We start from the raw sequence: 20,244 nt of genomic DNA, 5'->3' as shown, positions 1-20,244 counted from the left end.
CTACGCCTTCGCCGCCCGCCCTCGATACGCCACGGCGAAAAATACGCACACCAACGCGGTCAGCGCCGTCTCCCCCCACCAGAAACGAGGCCAGTTGGTGATCGTGCCTTTGGTGCAGGCCGCATACCACCAGCCGCCGCCGAGGTAGCCGATCAGATTGCCCACGCCGCCCATCAGCATGGCCAGCAGCGCCTGCGCGCGCACCCGCCATTTCGGATCAATGCGTTCCTCCAGATAGATCTGGGTGGTGATGAAGTAGAGCGTGTAGGCAAAGCCGTGCAGGAAGGTGCCAAACATCACGCTGGGCAGCGTGTTGATCGTATTGAAGGTGTAGCGCACCACACAAATCGCGATGCCGGACAAGAAAACCCACTTCAGCCGAAAACGCGCCATCACTCCCGCCAGCAGCAGCATGACCAGCACCTCTGTCGTCTGCCCGAGCGATATGACGGCGGAGATGTGCTGCACGCCAAGATCGTGCAACTGACGCGAGGTGTACGGATAAAACGCCGCCAGCGGAATGCAGTACAAGGCCGCCGTCAGGAAAACGACACGGTGATCGCGGTGGACGAGCAGCCCAAGGGCATCCAGGCCAAGGATCTGTTTCCAGGTGCGGTGCTGCACGACCTCGCCGGGAGGGATCATCGGCAGCCGCCACGTCAGCGTCATCACTACCAGCCATAATCCCGCTGCGGTAATACCCGCCACCAGCGAGGCATCGGCCCGCAGCACAAAGCTCACGACCCAGCAGCCCACCATCCAGCCGGCGGTGGCGCAGGCCCGCAGCGGACCAAACTGCTGCTTGGTGTTATGCAGCTGGGAGAAAACAATGCTGCTCGTCAGGCTCCACACCGGCGTGGCCACCAAAGTGTGCACCTGCGCACAGATCAAGACCATCAAATCACTCCACCCCCACTCCAGCGAACCGCAGGTGATCAGCAGGGCGATGCTCGTAGCCGCCGTCAGCCAGCGCAGCAGCAGCACCGGCGAGTGCTTTTGATCCGCCAGCGCTCCCACAAACAAGGGCGAGATGAACGCGGCGAGGGCCGTCGTGGCAAACACCCAGGGCACCAGATGCCCCCGGCCGTGCGCATTGAAGACGTTCGCCAGCGGCACGCTCCACATCCCCATGGGCATCGCTGTGCAGAAAAACAGCGTCGCCAGCGATTTGCGGCTGGCCTTGGCATCCGTGGCGGGGTTGGACATCGTTGTTATTTTTGAAATAAGCCGGGAGGCGGCAAACTCCAACAACGAGTCTGTAAAAAGCGTTGGTTGCACCCCCGCCTTGCCTTTCCATCTTCCGCGACCTTTCTACCTCCCCTCCCAACCTCCCTTTCTCATGGAAAACGTCATCATCATCGGCACCGGCTGCGCCGGATACACCGCAGCCATCTACACCGGCCGCGCCAACCTCAAGCCCCTGATCCTCTCCGGCAACATGCCCGGCGGCCAGCTCACCACGACCACGGAGGTCGAAAACTTCCCCGGCTTCCCGAACGGCATCATGGGCCCGGAGCTGATGATGAACATGCAGACTCAGGCCGAGAAATTCGGCGCCCGCATCGAGTACGCCCTCGTCAGCAGCGTCAAAAAGACCGCTGCAGGCCACTTCGAAGTGCACACCGATGGCGGCACTGTCTATGAGACCCATACAGTGATCGTTGCCACCGGCGCCTCCCCCAAGCACCTCGGCCTGCCCAATGAAAAGGCCCTGATCGGTCGCGGTCTGACCAGCTGCGCCACCTGTGACGGCGCCTTCTACCGCAACGTCCCCGTCTGCGTCATCGGCGGTGGCGACAGCGCCTGCGAAGAAGCCGGATTCCTCACCAAATTCGCCAGCACCGTCTATTTGATTCATCGCCGCGACGAGTTGCGCGCCTCGAAAATCATGGCCGACCGCGCCCTCGCCAATCCGAAGATCAAGCCAGTCTGGAACTCCACAGTCAGCGAATATCTGACCGACGAGAAGGGCGAAATGCGCGCCGTGACCCTCGAAAACCTCGTTACGGGTGAAAAGAGCGAGCTGGAGCTGAAGTGCGTCTTCGTCGCCATCGGCCACGTGCCGAACGGCCAGTTCCTCGGCGATCTCGTCGACACCGACGAAGGCGGCTACATCCTGCAGACCGAAGGCACCCGCACCAAAACGGAAGGCCTCTTCGCCGCCGGTGACGTGGCCGACCACGTCTATCGTCAGGCCATCACCGCGGCGGGCCAGGGCTGTGCCGCCGCCCTCGAAGCGGAACGCTACCTCGCCGATCACGGCGTGCATTGATTGACGCTGGACAGATGCGCTGCGGCAAGGCATATGAATCGCGGCTTCCCAAGCCGCGCACACGTAACACTTACGCATGAGTCAATTGGTAATCCCCCCAGCCGTCCGCCTCGCTCTACTTTCCGCACTTGCTCTGCTGGCCTCCTGCCAGAGTTCGTCTTCGCGTGGACAGACGCAGTACCTCGAAGCCTTCTCCACCACAAGCGTCCCGCATTCCGCGCTGTACAATGCGGACCAGGACTCCTACTGGGATGGCGACGGCATGTCTGGCGCACCCAGCATCATCATCGATATCAGCGACCAGAAGGCCTACTTCTACAAAGGCGGCGCGCTCGCGGGTGTCTCCGCCCTATCCACAGGCGACGAACGGCACGCCACCAAAACTGGCAACTTCAAGATCTTCGAGAAGGACCAGTGGCACAAATCCAATCTCTACGGCGACTTTGTGGACAGCGCAGGAAACGTCGTCCAGGCCAACGTGGACGTCACCAAGGACAAGGCGCCTCCCGGCACACGGTTCGAGGGCTCCAAGATGCACCACTTCATGCGCTTCGTCGGCGGCATCGGCATGCACGAGGGATTCCTCCCCGGCTACGCCGCTTCCCACGGGTGCGTCCGCATGCCTCCGCACATGGCGGCCATTTTCTACAACAACGTCACAAAAGGCACCCCCGTCACGGTTCGTCCCTGATGGTTCGCTGCTGCTGAAATCATGACACCGGAAACACCGCTCGAAATCGACCCCACGGATGTCAGCAATCTGCTGCAGCATCCCGGCGAGCGCACCTTCCGGCTCATCGACTGCCGTGAAGAAAGCGAATGGCAGATCTGCCACCTGCCGCACGCGCAGCTCGTCCCCCTCTCACGCTTCGGTGAGCTGGTGCCCCAGATGTTCACCGACACTCAGGAGCACGTCATCATCTACTGCCACCACGGCATGCGCAGCCTCCGCGCCGCCCAGTTTCTGCGGCAGCATGGCTTCGCCCGTGCCCAGAGCATGAGCGGCGGCATTGACGCATGGTCGGACATGGTCGACCCCGCTACGCCACGTTACTGACACACATCCGGGTGAGTTTGCTGTGGCACCCAGTGCCTGCGCGACTACCCTTCACGCTACCCCCGCACACGCACCCACGCATGGTACGACTCATCACACAGCAAGGACAGCTCATCGACTGGAATGACGAAAAGACACATCCGTTCCCGGATAATCTCGTCTTCCTCGATTTGCTGAACCCCGGCCGTGCCGAGGAGCTGGAGGCGGAAAAATGGCTCGAATACCAGCTCCCCACGCGTGAAGAAATGCAGGAGATCGAGGAGTCCAGCCGACTCTACACCGAGAAGGGCACGCTGTACATGACCGCGTGGCTGCCCGTCGGACTGGACAACCCGGATCCTGACAACACGTCCATCTCCTTCGTCATTGCGCCCGACTGCCTCACCACCGTGCGCTACGCCGACCCGCTGTCCTTTCGCATACTTGCAGATCAGGCCAAACGCCAGTGCACCCTGCCCCTGACCAGTGATGCCGTTTTCCTCCTCCTGCTGGAGCTCATCGTCGCCCGCATCGCCGATGCACTGCAGGGAGTCGAAGGCGACATGAAAAAAATCTGCCGCGACATTTTCAGCCTCGATCCGCACAAAGCGCACGCCGCAGTGGAAAAAGATCTCAGCGATGTCGTCAAACTGCTGGGCCGCCGCAGCGCCCTCGTCGCCAATGTGCGCGAGAGCCTCCTCAGCATCAGCCGCATGCTGCAGTATTTCCTCAACAATGCCGCCAGCTGGATGCGCGGAGACCTCGCCGCGCAGTTCCGCAGCGTCATGCGCGACATCAAGAGCATGGACGACTACACCAACCAGCAGACTCAGGAGATGACCTTCCTGCTGGAGTCCACCCTCGGCCTCATCAACATCCAGCAGAACCAGATCATCAAGATCTTCACTGTCGCCAGCGTGCTCTTCATGCCACCGACCCTCATCGCCAGCATCTACGGCATGAACGTCGGCCTCCCCGCCGCCACCAACGGCTGGGCCTTCCTCCTCGTCATGCTCATGATCGTTCTCTCAGCGATCCTGCCCATCGTTTATTTCAAGCGCAAGCGCCTGCTCTAGAGCAGGCGCGGCCGCGGCCAATCACTAATACTGGTAGCTGAAGCGGATGCTCCCAAAGTGCGCCTGCAGATCATGGCGGAAGAACTGCCCCTGATAGGACAGCATGAGGCTGAACCGGTCGGTGAATGCAAGGCTCACCCCAAGTCCGGCCACAAGATAGTCCTGACCTGGAGCCTGCTGGCCGCCAGTGGATGAGAAGGGCACATTGATCAGTGACACGCTGGTGCCGTTGTTGTTTTTGATGTTCTGCCGCTCATAGCTCAGACGCACCTGCGGTGTGATCGTCCCAAAGCTTGCCTTGATCTGCTTGGAAGCAGACCAGCCAACCCGGCTGACCAGAGATTGATAACTCTGCGAGTTGTAATGCAAGGCCGCCAGACCGCCGCCAGTTTCATTGTAGGCGTCAATCGAACCATGCAAGTAGTCCACACCCGCGAAGGGGCCGGTCACCAGCGTGTCATTCTGGAAACGCATGTTCCAGCCTGTGTTGTACTGCACCGAGTGCGTGTAGGTGCGGGTTGAGCCAAAGGCCGTCGGGAATGCCACCCCGGTGTTGCGAATGGAGTCCATCTGGTAGGTGCCAAAGCTGTAGAGCAGGCTGTTCCAGAAACCGCCGCGCACATAGGAGACGTAAGCAGAAAGCGCCGGACCTTCGAGATGCAGGCTGCCTGCATTGCCGGTGTACCCCTGGCTGCTCTGCAGGAAGGATGCGGCGAATCCGAGGGTCAGCCCCCGCGAAAGATGCCGCTCTGCGCCAACGCCGGAAGCCCACGAGTCAATCTGCACACCTGACTGCGTGCGGATGGGATTGAGTTTGACGTTGCCGTAATTTACCGTGGCAAACACTTCCCACTGCCTGGAGCGCGCCACGCGTTTGGCGATGGGTGAAGCCTTCTTGGGATCGCCGTCCCCTTCACCAACAATGACCCCGTCATCAAGCGCAGCAGTGATGGAGCCTGAGTCGTCGTCATCGTCCTCTTCACCACCACCAGCTCGAAGATTGAAGAGGTGCCCGTTCAGATCACTCGTCACCGTATTGCCACCGGACACCAGCGCCTGCACTTCGACAGCGGCAAGTGCCAGACCGCCATTCGTGTCGATGATGGAGAACACACCATTGCTCTGGTCGAGGTAGCTAGTGAAGCCGCTCGCCAAATGAAGGCTGCTGTCATTCAAAGCCAGGCTGGCCGTGAAGCTCCCCGCATTGGCATCGCCGCTGTTGAGATGAACCAGCTGCCATTGGTCGCCGCCGCGGAAGTTCGTCATGCCATTGGGATTGCCGATGACAACCGTGCCGCCAGCCGTGGCATCCACCTTGCCATGCAGATTGATGGAATCCGCCGCCGTGGCATTGCTGAGATTGTTGCCCAAACCGGCGCCACTGAACAGATCCAGCCGGATCACGCTGTCAGCGCCCATCACCACAGCCCCCGAACCCGAGGTCGTCAGCGCAAAGGTCGTGGCCGTTGTCGCCACTCCCGGATCACCCACACTGAACGTGCCATTGATGAACATGGACTGGTTCGCCGCCGTGGTGATGGCACCCGTGCCAGCCAGCAGGCTGTTACTGCTGAGGTCCAGCCGCGTCGTGGTCACCGATGCATTGGCAATCAGGGCAGCGCTGTTCTGCACCGTGGTGGGACCGTTGTAGTCGCTGTCGGCGCTGACCACCAGCGTCGTTCCATCCACCACCAAATCAGAGCTGGCGCTGGCTCCGCTGATGCCTGTGCCGCTCACATTCACCGTCCCACCTCCCGTGATGGTGAGTACCGTGCCATCCTTCACCAGACCACCAGTGAGGTTCAAGATACCGCCACCCGCATTGATGCTGGCATTCGTCGCAGCAGTGATCGCTCCGGTGTAGGTGCTCGTGCCGCTGTTGCGCAGTGCGCCGCTACTACCCGTACCGCTGCCATTAAGAGAAAGGGATTCGGCATTGCTGTAGTTCACGTTGTTGAGCAGCAGTGTCGCACCACTGCTCACCGTGGTGCCCGCGTCTGCTGTGCCCAGCGCATTGTTGCGGGTCACTTCCAAGGTACCTGCGCGGACGTTCGTCGTGCCTGTGTAGGTGTTGTCACCATTGAGTGTCAGAGTGCCGCTGCCGGCCTGGGTCACCCCGCCGCTACCGCTGATCACACTGGCAAAACCGCTTCCCTGAACCACTCCATCCGTGCGATTGAATGCCAGGGTACCATTGTTGTTGAGCACACTGCTGGTGGACAGCGAACCCGTGGTGCCACCATTGCCGATCTGCAGCACTCCCGCGCTGATCGTCGTGGCACCGGTGTAGCTGTTCGCCCCGGTGAGCACCCAGGTGCCAGCACCAGACTTCGTCAGCGCGGTGGCATCACCATTGTCGCCTACGATTGCGGCAAGGATGTTGTCGCCCGTGTTTGTTCCAGTGAGAGTCAGCGTGCGGACGCCGCTCTGACCGTTGAAGTCCAGGCTGCCCGTGTTGGTAAAGTTGACGGCTCCCGTGCCAGAAGCATCCAAGGTGCCGCCACTGCTGCCAACGCTGAACAGCCGGTCAGTGCTGGTTGCACCACCGGTATATTGCAAGGTGCCGCCGTTGAGCACCAGATTGGCCGCGGCATTGGTGGATGCCCCCAGATTGCTGTTGATGCCCCCGTCCGTGAGGACAGCCACACTGAGCACGCCTGCATTGATGGTCGTGCTGCCGCTGTAACTGTTGTCACCCGTCAGCGTTGTGGTTCCAGTTCCAGCCTGAGTGAGCGCACCGCTCCCGCTGATCGCATTGGCCAGGGTGAGAGCGTCCGAACGGTTGATCGTCAGGCTGGCATTGTTGATCACATTGCCTGTGCCGAGCGTGCCGCTCGTACTCCCGGTGCCAATCTGCAAGACGCCAGCGCTGATGGTGGTGGTGCCGCTGTAAGTGTTGTTGCCGGAAATCGTGAACGTCCCCGTTCCCAATTTCAGCAGTGACAATGCTCCGCTGCCGCCATCTTGAATGGTGCCGCTGAATGCAGTGCTGCTGTTGTTCCCGCCCAAGGTCAGAGTGGCCGCAGTGGCGGAGTTGTTCCGAACGGTTCCGGAACCGGCCAGTGACTGAATGCTGGCATTCAATCCATTCAACTCCAGGGTGGCGTGCAAACCAATGATCAGCGCTGAATCCAGGATGCTGCCACCGATTTGCAGCACCCCGGAACTGAGAGTCGTCGCCCCCGTATAGGTATTGGCCCCGGTAAGCAGCCATGTGGCATCGCCATCAATGGTCACCGAGGTCGCCCCGCCGAAGTCTCCGATGGCTGCGGCGATGATGTTGACCCCCGTGGTGTTCGTACCTGTGAGCATCAGGGTGCGTGCACCACTCTCACCATTGAAGCCCATGCTGCCGGTATTGGTAAAATTCAAGGTGCCGCTGCCAGACACATCGATGACACCGCCGCCGGTGCCCACGCTGAACAACCGGTCCGTGCTGGCATTGGTACTCCCCGTGTATTGCAGCGTGCCGCCATCGAGCACCAGATTCGTGGCCGCATTGCTTGAGGCGCCGATGTTGCTGTTGCTCCCGCCATTGGCGAGGGAGGTCACATTGAGAACACCCGAGGTGATCGTCGTCGCTCCGGTGTACGAATTGGTGCCGCTGAGCGTGGCCGTACCGGTCCCCGCCTGCGTGAGAGTACCGTTGCCACTTATGGTGTTGGCGACAGTAAAAGCGTCGGAACGGTTCAGCGTGAGCTTGCCGTTGTTCGTCACCGCACCACTGCCCAGAGATCCGCTGGTGCCACCATTGCCGATTTGCAGCTCTCCGGCGCTGATGACTGTCGTACCGGTGTAAGTGTTTGCCCCTGCGAGCACCCAGGTGCCGATGCCGGATTTCGTCAGAGAGGTGGCTCCACCATTGTCACCGATCACCGCCGCAATCGTGTTGTCTCCCGTGTTCGTGCCCGCGAGCGTGAGCGTCCGCGCGCCAGTCTGGAAGTTGAAGCCCATGCTGCCGGAGTTGGTAAAGTTCACCGCACCCGTACCGGAGGCATCCAGCGTGCCACCGCTCGTGGTGACGGTGAACAATCTGTCCGTGGACACCGCAGCCCCCGTGTAGCGCAGTGTGCCGCCGGTGAGGATCAGGCTGGACGCCGCATTGGTGGATGCGCCGATATTGCTCGCCGTTCCGCCGTTTGCCAGAGTGGAGACGCTGAGAACTCCGGCACTGACCACCGTGCCCCCGGTGTAGGTGTTGCTGCCCGTCAGGGTGAGCGTGCCGCCCAAGCCGCCTTTGTTGAAGGCTAGAAAAGCACTGCCACCGTTCTGAATGATCCCATCAAAAGAGGAGTTCGCAGAGCCTCCTACGTTCAGGGTAGCCCCTGTGGCCGTGCCGTTTTGCACCGTGCCCGAACCTGCCAGACCGCCGATGGAGTTGGTGAAGCCATTGACTTCAAGAACAGCGCCACTGTCAACTGTGACTGCTGAACCAGCGCTGAACGCATTTCCACCTCCCGCCTGCAGTTTGCCCGCATTGACGAAGGTCGCGCCCGTATAGCTCTTGGCGCCGGTGATGAATGTCGTCGTGCCGGCACCCGCCTGTGTAAAGGTGCCGGTGCCGCTGATCGTGTTGGCGATGGTGACCGCATCCGCGCGGTTGATGATCAGCGCGGCGTTGTTGGTGACGGTACCACTGCCAAGAGATCCCGTTGTACCTCCATTGCCAATCTGGAGTGTACCAGCACTGATCGTGGTGTTAACGTAGCTGTTTGTGCCCGTGAGAGTGGTGGTGCCCGCTCCCGATTGAGTGAGAGAACCGGTGCCTGAAATAGCATTGGCAAGAGTGACGGCGTCTGAGCGGTTGACGACAAGACTGGCATTGTCGGTCACGCTGCCCGTTCCCAAGGCTCCCGTCGTGCCGCCGCTGCCAACCTGTAGTACTCCGGCGCTGATGGTCGTGGCTCCCGTGTAAGCATTCGTGCCGGTGAGCACCCAGGTGCCAGCGCCGGATTTAGTCAATGATGTGGCCCCCCCGTTGTCACCGATGGCTGCGGCAAGGGTGTTGCTGCCAGTGCTGGTGCCGGTGAGGGTCAAGGTGCGGGCGCCGCTCTGGCTGTTGAAACCCATGCCGCCGGTGCTGGTGAAGTTTACAGCGCCCGTACCGGAAGCATCCAGCGCGCCGCCGCTGGTTCCCACACTGAACAGCCGGTCGGTGCTGGCTGTCAAACCGGTGTATCGAAACACACTGCCATTGAGAACTAGATTGGTGGCGCTGCTGGACGAGGAGCCGATGCCGCTCGTGCTGCCACCATTGGCCAACGAAGAAACACTGAGAACACCCGAGTTGATCAGAGTGGCCCCGGTGTAGGAGTTAGCGCCGGACAGGATGATGATGCCGGTGCCTGATTGAGAAACGGACCCGCTGCCACTGATGACGTTGATAAAGTTAAGACTGCTGTCGCTGCGATTAAAAATCAGACTGCCGTTATTCGAAACTGCACCTGTCCCCATGGTCCCGGAAGTTCCCCCGTTGCCGATTTGCAAGGTCCCTGAACTGATCACGGTTCCGCCGCTGTAACTGGCAGAGCCCGTGATAATGGCCGTTCCCGTTCCAGTCACACGAAAGCCAACACCGCCACTAATGATCCCTGAGAAGGTGGCCGTGCCTGTTCCAGCATGGATGATCAAGCCGCTGCCGTTGATGAAGTTGTTGACTGTAATGGAGTCAGAACGGTTGAAAATTAAACTGGCGTTGTCAGATACCGCGCCAGATCCCAATGCACCGGTGGTGCCACCGCTGCCGACCTGCAGCACCCCTGCACTGATTGTGGTGGTACCAGTGTAGCTGTTCGCTCCGGTCAGCACCCAGGTGCCAGCCCCCGATTTCACCAACGCTGTGGCACCAGTGTTATCACCGATCACCGCGGCGAGGGTATTACTGCCGGTGTTCGTGCCAGTAAGAGTCAATGTGCGCGCGCCAGTCTGGCTGTTGAACCCCATGCTGCCCGTGTTCGTGAAATTGACCGCTCCGGTCCCGGAAGCATCGAGTGCACCGCTACTGCTGCCGATGCTGAAAAGACGGTCCGTGCTGACAGCAACGCCCGTATATTTCAGAACGGCGGTGGAGTTGTTCAGGATGAGATTGGAAGCGGCGTTCGTGGCAGCACCGATGTTGCTGGCACTGCCACCATCAGCCAGGGTGGAAACTGAGAGCACGCCACCGGACACAGTCGTCACCCCCGTATAGGTGTTGGTTCCCGCCAGAACCCACGTTCCGGTACCAGACTTGGTCAGCGAAGTTGCCCCCGAATTGTCTCCAATCACAGGCGTCATCGTGTTGTTCTGCGTGTTGGTCCCGCTCAAGATCAGCAGTCTTGTTCCAGTGGAAGAGGCGAAACCCATGGCTCCAGTGTTGGTAAACACGAGCGGCCCGGTGCCCGAAGCATCGATGGTGCCCACTGCAAGTGAGCCCCCGGTAACCGAAAACAGTCGGTCTGTCGAAGCCCCCGTCCCAACGTAACGCAAGGTGCCCACGGTCGTGATTATCAAATTGTCTGCCGCGGAACTTGAAGCCCCGATGCTGCTCGGCACCCCGCCGTTGCCAAGATCGCTCACCGTCACAATTCCCCCGTTGCTGATGATGCGGGTCACCCCGGTGTAAGTGTTCGTGCCGCTGAGCGTCAGCATCGTGTTTCCATTGCTGGTCACGCCGCCTGCTCCACTGATGGTCTGCGCCAGATTCACCGATCCCGAGCGCGTGGCAAACAAAGTTCCTCCTGCGTTGATGATGATCGCTCCCGTGCCAATGCTCCCGGTGCTTCCACCGAAGGTGCCAATAGACAAAGCTCCAGTGATCGTGGTCGTACCCGTGTAGGTGTTGTTGTCACTGGTTAGCCGAACAGTGCCAAGCGTGTTTGATTTCACCACCGACGTCGCACCGCCATTGTCTGAAATCCCGCTGGCCATGATAATGACTCCACCGAAGGTGCTGTTGCTAAATGCAAAGGTCAAAGTGCGTGCCCCGCTCTGACCGTTAAATCCGAGGCTGCCTGTGTTGGTAAAAGTGAGAGTTCCAGCCACAGGAAGACTGATGGTGCCGCCCGCAGCGCCCACACTAAACAAGCGGTCCGTGCTGGTGGTTGTGGTGTTGTTATACTGCAGTGTACCGCCATTGAGCACCAGATTGCTCGCCGCATTGCTGGAGGCACCGATGTTGCTGTTGCTGCCGCCGTTGGCCAGGCTCGTCACATTGAGCACACCGCCGCTGATGGTCGTCACGCCTAGATAACTGTTCGTACCGCTGAGAGTGGTCGTGCCCGCACCCGCCTGAGTCACCGATCCGCTCCCGCTGATGGCATTGGTCACCGTCAGGCTGTCTGAGCGGTTGAACGTCAGATTGCCATTGTCAGTGACAGCCCCGCTTCCCAGCGTGCCACTGGTGCCGCCATTACCGACCTGCAGCACACCGCCGCTGATGGTCGTCACGCCTAGATAACTGTTCGTACCGCTGAGCGTGGTCGTGCCCGCACCCGCCTGAGTCACCGATCCGCTGCCGCTGATGGCATTGGCCACCGTCAGGCTGTCTGAGCGGTTGAATGTCAGATTGCCATTGTCAGTGACAGCCCCGCTTCCCAGCGTGCCGCTGGTGCCGCCATTACCGACCTGCAGCACACCGCCGCTGATCGTCGTCACACCGGCATAGCTGTTGGCACCAGTGAGTATGGTCGTGCCCGTTCCTGCCTGGGTGAGAGAACCTGTCCCGCTGATGCTGTTTGAGATGGTGACAGTGTCAGAGCGTTTAAAGGTAAGGTTGGCATTGTCCGTCACTGCGCCGCTGCCGAGCGTGCCGGCGGTGCCACCGCTTCCCATCTGCAGCACCCCGGTGCTGATGGTCGTCGTCCCCGTGTAGTTGTTCGCTCCAGTCAGCACCCAGGTGCCGACACCAGATTTCGTCAACGAAGTGGCGCCACCATTGTCGCCGATCGCAGCAGCGAGTGTATTGGCCCCCGTGTTCGTACCCGTCAGCGTCAAGGTGCGCGCACCCGTCAGACTGTTGAACCCCATGCTGCCTGTGTTCGTGAAATTCACCGCCCCTGTGCCGGAGGCATTCAGCGTGCCGCCTAAGGTGCCGATGCCAAACAAACGGTCCGTGGAGGAACCGGCGCCGGTATATTTGAGAATGCCATTGTTGAGGACGATGTTGGTTGCCGCATTGCTGGCTGCACCCAGATTGCTGGCCACACCACCGTCAGCAAGCGTCGCAACAGAAAGAGTCAGCCCGCCCGCAATGGATGTCACGCCTGTGTACGTGTTGGTTCCGCTCAGGGTGTGCGAACCGGCATTCACCGTGACCCCGCCCGTGCCGCTGATGGTTTGTGACAGGGTGAGGCCGGCCGTATTGTTCAGCATGAGCGTGCCATTGTCCACAATGTCCCCGCTGATGGAGCCGCTGCTGCCAAAGTTCCCAAGGACCAATGTGCCTCCGCTGATGGTGGTGAGTCCCGTGTAAGTATTGTTCCCGGTCAGCATCCAGGTCCCGGTGCCAGATTTGATCAACGATGTGGCACCACCGCTGTCGCCAATCACAGCGGCGAGGACATTGCCCGCACCATTGGTCCCCGTCAAAGTGAGCGTGCGTGCGCCAGACTGCCCGTTGAACCCCATGCTGCCCGTGTTCGTGAAGCTCAGCACCACTCCGGAAGAGTCGAGCGTGCCCCCTGAGGTGCCCACGCTGAACAACCGGTCGATGCTCGCGGCACTACCACCCGTGTACCGCAATGTGCCGCCATTGAGAACAAGATTGGTTGCCACATTGGAGGACGCACCAAGGCTGCTGTTGCTGCCGCCATTCGCAAGGGAGATGACGTTCAGAACCCCCGCATCAATGACCGTCGCACCAGTATATGAATTGGTCCCGCTTAGTGTGGTGGTCCCAGCGCCCTCTTGAGTCACCGAACCGCTGCCGCTGATGGTGTTGGCGATAGTGAACGAATCAGAGCGGTTGAATATCAGCTTGCCACTGTCGGTGACTGCCCCGCTGCCCAGCGTGCCACTGGTGCCACCAGCGCCAATCTGAAGCACACCTGCGCTGATGGTTGTCGTGCCCGAGTAGCTGTTGTTTCCGGTGAGCACCCAGGTGCCCGCGCCTGTTTTGTTGAGCGAAGTTGCTCCGCTGTTGTCACTGATGACTGCCGCGAGCGTGTTGTCTCCCGTGTTCGTACCCGTCAGCGTCAAAGTGCGCGTACCCGTCTGGCTGTTGAACCCCATGCTCCCCGTGTTGGTGAAATTCACCGCGCCCGTACCAGAGGAATCCAGCGTGCCGCCAGTGTTCCCCACACTGAACAACCGGTCCGTGCTCGACCCGGCCCCCGTGTAGAGCAGCTTGCCGCCATTGAGCACCAGATTTGTCGCCGCACTGCTCGCAGCACCGATGCCGCTGGCGCTGCCGCCATCGGCCAGGCTCGTCACACTCAGCACTCCACCATTCAGCGTGGTTGCCCCCGTGTACGTGTTGGCCCCCGTCAAAGCCCACGTGCTGGAAACCACCGAATGCGTCACAGATGTCGCCCCGCCGTTGTCACCAATGACGGCCGCAATCGAACTGGTGCCACCATTGGAATTCGCCAGCGTCAGCGTGCGCGCCCCGCTCCCGACGAAACCCATGCTTCCCGTGTTGGTAAAGGTCACTGCGCCAGTCCCAAACACGTTCAAAGTAATGCCGGAAGTGCCCAGGCTGAACAACCGGTCCGTGCTCACCGCTCCCCCTGTGTAGGTGAACGTACCGCCATTGAGCACCAGATTGCTCGCGTCATTGCTGGATGCACCGATGCTGCTCGCGACGCCGCCATTGGCGAGGGAGCTGACTTTGAGTGCTATGGTGTTGGTGATGGTTGTCGCCCCGGTGTAGGTGTTCGCCCCGGTGAGCACCCAGACGCCAGTTCCTGTTTTGTTGACCGAGGTCGGTCCGCCATTATCACCAATCACCGCCGCCAATGTGTTGTCGTTCGCATTGTTGCCCGTCAGGGTCAGCGTGCGTGCGCCACTCTGCCCATTGAACCCCATGCTTCCCGTGTTGGTGAAGATGATGTTGAAGCCACCGGAGGCATCAAGGGTTCCTCCACTGGTGCCCACGCTGAACAGCCGGTCCGTGCTGACTGCTGCGCCCGCGCCAACAGAATATCTCAGCGTACCCCCGTTGAGCACCAGATTCGCCGCATCATTGCTTGCAGCCCCGATGTTGCTGTTGCTGCCACCGTTGGCGAGAGTCGTCACATTGAGCACACCACCGCTGATCGTGGTGATACCCGTGTAAGTGTTCGTACCGGAGAGCGTCAGTGTGCCTGTCCCATCCTTGCTCAGACCAGTGCTGCCACCCAGAGCAGCGCTGATGGTCGCCGTCACATTGGCGGTGATCGTCGAATTCGAAAGCGTGAGGGTGTTCCCGCCGCCAGCCAGAGTGTAGGCGGAATTGAATACCATGTTCCCCACCGTCACCGCGCCCCCCAGTGTCACAGTGCCCGCCGTCGCGCCAAAGATCGCAGAGTCCGGTGTGGCGCTGTTCCAGGTGGTATCTCCACTGCCGGTGTTCCAGTTGCCCAGGCCGTCGGTCCAGGTCCCGGCGCCACCGGTGATGCTGCTTCCATTTCCCGAGACAATGTCCCAGGTCAATGTGGCTGCCTGCAATCCTGGCCCCACCTGCCAGCAACCCGCCACAGCCATCATCACAGCCACCACCCGCGTCCGCCACCTGCGGGGCATCGCGAAAGCTCGCCCTGAAGAACTTGCCGCACAATGGTTTGAACTCCCTCCACAATTAAGAACAGCCTTCATGATAAAAAACAAATTTAATATAAACAAATTTCTTAAGTTCTAAGATGGCTGCATGCCACACAAACAAACACTCAGCCCACCTCCCTTCCGCAAGTTGCGGAATCACCGCGTCTAAATCATGCAGCGGCTACACCTGCGTGAAAAGTCGCCCACGCCACTACAACAGAATAATAAAGATTCCTGAGTTGGAGGGGCGATAACACGAACGCAGGGATCGATTTGCATAGTCGGGAAACTGATAATTAAATTTAATATTATACCAAAAATAAGATATAGGCTTACCGAGTAGCAAGGATAAAACCTCTCACGCAGCAGGTATTGCTCCACCCCTTTCACCTCTCCTGCTTCCCGAGATCCCCGCAACCCCCAGTAGGCGCCCCTCCACCCCTCCCCATTCGGCCAACCAGCCAGCCGAAAACCATTCAACGTGAACAGGTGAATGCGCCCTCTGCCAATAGCGCTTCACGCCGGATGGCTCACTGGTCCAGCGCCGTCATAGGAAAATCCGCACTGGGCGCATGCTGCCCGGCCATGATCGCCTTCATCTTGGTGACAAGTTCAGGATGCTCGGCAGCAACGTCCTGAGTCTCAGCAGGATCCTTCGCGATGTTGAAAAGTTCCTCGGTCATAGTGGCGGCCTTGGCCTTGCCCTTCCCCTTGCCTTTGGGCGTCAGATTGCGCCGCACAAGTTTCCAGTCGCCCATGCGCAGCATCTGCTGGCCGCCGTAGCCATGAAATTCACGGTAGAGGAATTCCCGCTCCGGCTGCTTCTCCCCCAGCAGCGTCGGCGCAAAGCTGATCCCGTCCGTCCTCGGCGTCTTGTCTTTCGCACCCACCAGCTCCAGCAGCGTCGGCATCCAGTCTTCAAAGCCGGTGATCCGGTCACTGGTCGTTCCGGCCCTGATCCTTCCCTGCCAGCGTACGATGCCCGGAGAACGGATCCCGCCCTCATACAGCGTGCCCTTGCCGTCGCGCCGTCCCTCGTTGGAATTAAAGAAGGCGCAGTCAGTTCCTGCCAGCCCCTGATGCGTGCCGCTGACGGGCCCATTGTCGCTCACAAACACAAAGATCGTGTCCTTGTCGAGGCCCAGTTCCGTGATCAGCGCCTGCATGCGCCCGATCTCACGATCCATTCGCGTGATCATCGCGGCATACGCAGCCTTGGGCTTGAAATGCGGAAGGTAGCCGTTGCCACCGGGATAGGGCGGATCATCGAATTTGCCGAGGTATTCCTGCAGGGAGTCATCCGGCACCTGCAGCGCCACGTGCGGCACAGTCGTGGGCCAGTAGAGAAAGAATGGCTTGTCCTTGTTGGCACGGGCGAATTTCAGCGCCTCTTCCGCGATGAGATCAGCCGAGTACTCGCTGCCCTTGAAGCGCTGGTAGGTTTCCGGCTTCGACGGATCTTCATCAGCCCTGAGCTTGTCGTTTGAAGGGAAGGGCGGATTTTTGAGTTCGATGGTGCGGTCATTGTCCCACAGGTAGGTCGGATAAAAATTGTGCGCCACACCCTGACAGTTGTAGCCAAACCAGCGGTCAAAGCCCTGCTTCAAGGGCTCCCCGGTGGAACCCGGACCACCCAGACCCCACTTGCCAAAACCGCCCGTCGTATACCCGAGCGGCCTCAGGACTTCAGGAAGGAGCACCGTGTCAGCGGGAATGGGAAACTGGCCTTCGTGCTCAGGTTTGCCCATTTTGGGCAGGCCCTTGGCATCGTCTGCCTGCCGGTTGTCACGAATGAAGGCATGCCCAGGATGCAGGCCGCTCATCAGCACGCAGCGTGAGGGCGCACACACCGCATTGCCACAGTAATGCTGGGTGAAACGCATGCCTTCGGCCGCCATGCGGTCGATGTTCGGCGTCTTGATGATCTTCTGTCCGTAACATCCCAGATCCCCGGGACCAAGATCGTCCGCCATGATGAAGATGACATTGGGCTGGCGTGCCTGCACGGTCAGCGTCAGGGCTAGCAGAAGAAGGAGAGACTTCATGGTGGATGAGAAACGGCAGCAGGAGCAGTTTGTTTCGCTTTCTGCTTCGGCAGCGAGTCGATCTTCCATTGCAGCCACAGCGTCAGCAGCAGCATCGCCGCAATGAGCAGGAAGATGACGTAAAAGCCGGGACGGGAGAGAAACTTCATGAGATGAAATCAGGCAAATAAAGCGAGTTTCACCCTGCTCGCTCCGTCTTTCCCTTGCCATGAAATTCACCGCCCTGCTTGTTCTGTTTTTCGCCGCCCTCCAGTCTGCACGGGCGCTCCCTGAGGCGGAGCTCCAGCGCTTCATTGATGAAGCGATCAAAGCCGGCGGTGGTGAGGTGGTCATTCCACCCGGCGTGCATCTCATTGAGCGCGGTCTAATCGTGAAAGACGCGAAGAAACTCCGCATCGTCGGCCTCGATGCCGAGAACACCGTGCTGCAACTTCCGCCCGTCGCCTATGCCCTGGCTGCGGGCACCACGGCGGCAGGCGCCACGGCGATCCCGGTGAAATCCCAGCGCGGCTTCAAGCCGGGCATGCGTTTGAAGATCGAGGCCGATGGCGAGCTCGACAGCTTCACCAAAAAGCCCAGGCCCTACCACCTCGCCATCGTGAAAACCGTCGATAAGGAGACCATCCAGCTCGAGTCCTCACTCAAATTTCCCGTTCCAGACGGCACCATGATCCGCCATGAGGATGCACCGAACCTCATCGAAATTCGCGGAGCCAGCGAAAACGTGCTCATTCAAAAGCTCACACTGGATGGCGGTCGCGTGGATGGCGATCCACCTATTCGCGGTCATGCACAGCTCTGCGCCGTGTTCGCCTCAGGTGCCTACAGCTATGAAAAAGGCCCCACAGGACCGAAGGTGAAGAAGCTCGGCATCTCCCGCTGCTTCATCCAAAACTGCCACGGACGCGGCATCGCCTTGTACTCCGTGGAAGCAGCCGAAATCGACGGCTGCACCATTCGTGACACCTCGGATGAGGCCATTGATTTTGATCACTTCACCGTGAAGTCCATCGCCACGCACAACCACATCGCCCGCTGCCTTCTCGGGGTGGAGTTGAATGATGCCAACGACTGCCTCGTCGCGGGAAACGAATTCCTCGAATGCGGCACCGGCATCAATCTCTGGCGCTGGTGCAAGCTGCCAGGGCTGAACGAAGGAAATCTCATAGTGCAAAACCTCTTTGAACGCACCCGGGGCAACGCCGTGCAGATCGCCACCGGCACGAAGGGCAACACCGTCGCGCAGAATGAAATCAACGCTTCCGGCAAAAACGGCATCATCCTGTCCGGAGAAGCCCAGATCGTGAAGGCGAACAAAATCACCGGCAGCGGCATGAAGGCCATCGTGATCCAGGAAGGCAAACACGACGTCTCCGAATAATCACCCTCCGTAAAGCGCCCGCACCAGCCCGACAACCCGCTCCCCTGGCAATGCACCAATTTCCATCTGGTTCATGGTGTAGGCAAAGCTGATCCCGTTCTCAGGATCCGCAAAGGCAAGGCTGCCACCGGCACCGGGGTGACCGTAAGCGCGGCGACTCGGGCCATAAAGCTGGCGCAGCTTGCCGCCATCAGACTCAGGGTCCTCGTTCAAGGGGTCCTGCATCATGCCCGTGGAGAATGCGATGGGAGTGAGCAGCACGGAATCCACCTCCTGCGTGAGCGTCTGCTCAAACCGGCGCACCACTATTTCAGGAATGAGCTGAACACCATTCCACACACCGCCCTGAGCCAGCATGGCGTAAAATTTGGCAAGCCCCTGCGCACTGCCCACGCCGCCCATGCTCGCATAGCCGCGTGACCACATTTCGCTTTGATTGAAATCGCTGACCGCATTCAGGCCAAAGGGCGAGGTGAACGTGCGCTGCGTGAGTGTGCCCGCCGTATTGAAGGCTTTGATGAAAGGCTGGTCACTGTTGGCAATGCTGATCTTCCCGGGGTAGACTGGCGAGACGCGGTCCCACTGCGCACTTGGGAGCCCGATCCAGAAATCGAGCGCCATCGGGCTGCCAAAAACCTCACGATAGTACTCACCCAGCGATTCTGCCTCCGTGAGGCGGCGTACGATTTCATCCAGCAGGAAGCCGAAGGTGCGTGCGTGATAGCCTTGGCGCGTGCCAGGCTCCCACAAGGGCCGCTGGCGTTCGAGCGCCTCAACCACGGCGTCGTAATTGTAGATCGGCGCGCGTTCATCCAGCGCGCACAAGCCGGCGGTATGGGACAGCAGATGAATGAAGGCGATGTTGGACTTCCCCCCCCCAACAAACTCGGGCCACACCTCCGCCACAGGACATTCCAGCGGGATGCCCGCCTCTTCCAGCGCGAGCAGGCAGCACACGGCGGCAGGGCCTTTGGTGGCGGACCACACGGGGACCAGGGTGTCGCGATCCCACTCCCGGGTGTGTGCCCGGTCACGATGACCATGCGCAAGGTTCAGCACCTCCTGCCCATGCTGCCAGATGGAGACCGAGGCCCCCATCTCCCAGCGCGTGCGAAAGCTCTCTTCGAACCATGCACGTACTGCCTGAAGATTTGCGGGACTGCCAGGGGAACTCATGCGTGGTGGGACTCTAGTTGCGCCCGCAAACAGTCGAGATCGCGGTCTCTTCTGGCATGCTGGCGCAGTTCACCGTCCATCTCAAAAGCCCGCTTCAGATAGGAGAGAGATTTGTCCAGATGTCCGAGGCAGGCGTTGTAGCAGCCCATGTTATAATAATAGACCGGCTTGGCTCGCAGGGTGGCGGGGCCGCGCGAAAGCACATCTACCGCCTCGGCGGTGCGCCCGAGTTCATGCAGGCAGAAAGCCGCATGGATGAAGCCTCCGGGCTCCATCGGTTCCTGGGAGCAGAGCTTGGTGGCCAGCGTCAGCGCTTCCTCCCACCGGTGCCCTCCCATGAGGCAGAGCAGCGTGATCTCGATCACATCCACCCGGTTGTGCATTTCCGCCGGCAGTGGGGACAATTCCACCCGAGCCTCGTCAAAGAGACCCAGCTCCACGTAGCCCTGGGCGGCGATGATCCTGCGTTCAGCTTCGGTCATTTTTTGAGTATGAATGGCCTGATCAGAACGCAAAGCATGCGCGGGAACAAGGTTTTT

At 60.1% G+C, this 20,244-nt stretch carries 11 protein-coding genes; 5 read left to right on the top strand and 6 right to left on the bottom strand.

The window, feature by feature from the left end:
- Entirely contained in the window at positions 1 to 1,206 is a 1,206-nt protein-coding gene (locus AC3RLQ_RS27905; protein WP_493031902.1) for an MFS transporter, read from the bottom strand.
- 133 nt (positions 1,207 to 1,339) lie between these two features.
- On the opposite strand from AC3RLQ_RS27905, the gene trxB reads away from it, so the two are divergent.
- From trxB to AC3RLQ_RS27885, 4 genes are all read left to right on the top strand, one after another.
- Positions 1,340 to 2,272 carry a thioredoxin-disulfide reductase gene (trxB, locus tag AC3RLQ_RS27900; protein ID WP_487687465.1) on the top strand — a complete coding sequence of 311 codons (933 nt, stop codon included), beginning with the start codon at positions 1,340 to 1,342 and terminating at the stop codon, positions 2,270 to 2,272.
- A 76-nt stretch (positions 2,273 to 2,348) separates the two neighbouring features.
- Entirely contained in the window at positions 2,349 to 2,963 is a 615-nt protein-coding gene (locus AC3RLQ_RS27895) for a L,D-transpeptidase (protein WP_493031901.1), read from the top strand.
- Between the two features lie 21 nt (positions 2,964 to 2,984).
- Positions 2,985 to 3,329 carry a rhodanese-like domain-containing protein gene (locus AC3RLQ_RS27890; protein WP_493031900.1) on the top strand — a complete coding sequence of 115 codons (345 nt, stop codon included), beginning with the start codon at positions 2,985 to 2,987 and terminating at the stop codon, positions 3,327 to 3,329.
- Positions 3,330 to 3,409: 80 nt separating this feature from the next.
- A complete protein-coding gene (locus tag AC3RLQ_RS27885) occupies positions 3,410 to 4,384 on the top strand; it encodes a magnesium transporter CorA family protein (RefSeq protein ID WP_493031899.1) in 975 nt (324 codons plus the stop codon).
- 24 nt (positions 4,385 to 4,408) lie between these two features.
- On the opposite strand, the gene AC3RLQ_RS27880 is transcribed toward AC3RLQ_RS27885, so the two are convergent.
- The 3 genes from AC3RLQ_RS27880 to AC3RLQ_RS27870 all read right to left on the bottom strand — a co-directional run bounded on the left by AC3RLQ_RS27880 (position 4,409) and on the right by AC3RLQ_RS27870 (position 17,297).
- On the bottom strand, positions 4,409 to 15,085 hold the full coding sequence (locus AC3RLQ_RS27880) for an autotransporter-associated beta strand repeat-containing protein (protein ID WP_493031898.1): 10,677 nt from the start codon (positions 15,083 to 15,085) through the stop codon (positions 4,409 to 4,411).
- Positions 15,086 to 15,633: 548 nt separating this feature from the next.
- The gene (locus tag AC3RLQ_RS27875) at positions 15,634 to 17,148 is read right to left on the bottom strand and encodes an arylsulfatase (protein ID WP_493031897.1); all 1,515 of its coding nucleotides are present in this window, start codon (positions 17,146 to 17,148) and stop codon (positions 15,634 to 15,636) included.
- Positions 17,145 to 17,297 (bottom strand): hypothetical protein, encoded by a 153-nt coding sequence (locus AC3RLQ_RS27870; protein ID WP_422318394.1) that lies wholly within the window; start codon positions 17,295 to 17,297, stop codon positions 17,145 to 17,147. Before AC3RLQ_RS27870 ends, AC3RLQ_RS27875 begins: the two co-directional genes overlap by 4 nt.
- 59 nt (positions 17,298 to 17,356) lie before the next feature.
- On the opposite strand from AC3RLQ_RS27870, the gene AC3RLQ_RS27865 reads away from it, so the two are divergent.
- Positions 17,357 to 18,529, top strand: a complete 1,173-nt coding sequence (locus tag AC3RLQ_RS27865) for a right-handed parallel beta-helix repeat-containing protein (RefSeq protein ID WP_493031896.1) — start codon at positions 17,357 to 17,359, stop codon at positions 18,527 to 18,529.
- Here AC3RLQ_RS27865 and AC3RLQ_RS27860 read toward each other — a convergent pair whose 3' ends face one another.
- Both AC3RLQ_RS27860 and AC3RLQ_RS27855 read right to left on the bottom strand, forming a co-directional pair.
- Positions 18,530 to 19,705 (bottom strand): serine hydrolase domain-containing protein, encoded by a 1,176-nt coding sequence (locus tag AC3RLQ_RS27860; RefSeq protein WP_493031895.1) that lies wholly within the window; start codon positions 19,703 to 19,705, stop codon positions 18,530 to 18,532.
- A complete protein-coding gene (locus AC3RLQ_RS27855; RefSeq protein ID WP_422318400.1) occupies positions 19,702 to 20,187 on the bottom strand; it encodes a TPR end-of-group domain-containing protein in 486 nt (161 codons plus the stop codon). The genes AC3RLQ_RS27860 and AC3RLQ_RS27855 overlap by 4 nt, the downstream gene beginning before the upstream one ends.
- Between the last annotated feature and the right edge of the window lie 57 nt (positions 20,188 to 20,244).

Source organism: Prosthecobacter sp. GW821-HT29F12 (genome assembly GCF_058803405.1).
Note: the sequence above shows the minus strand (reverse complement) of the source record. Positions and strands in the feature narration are given on the sequence as shown.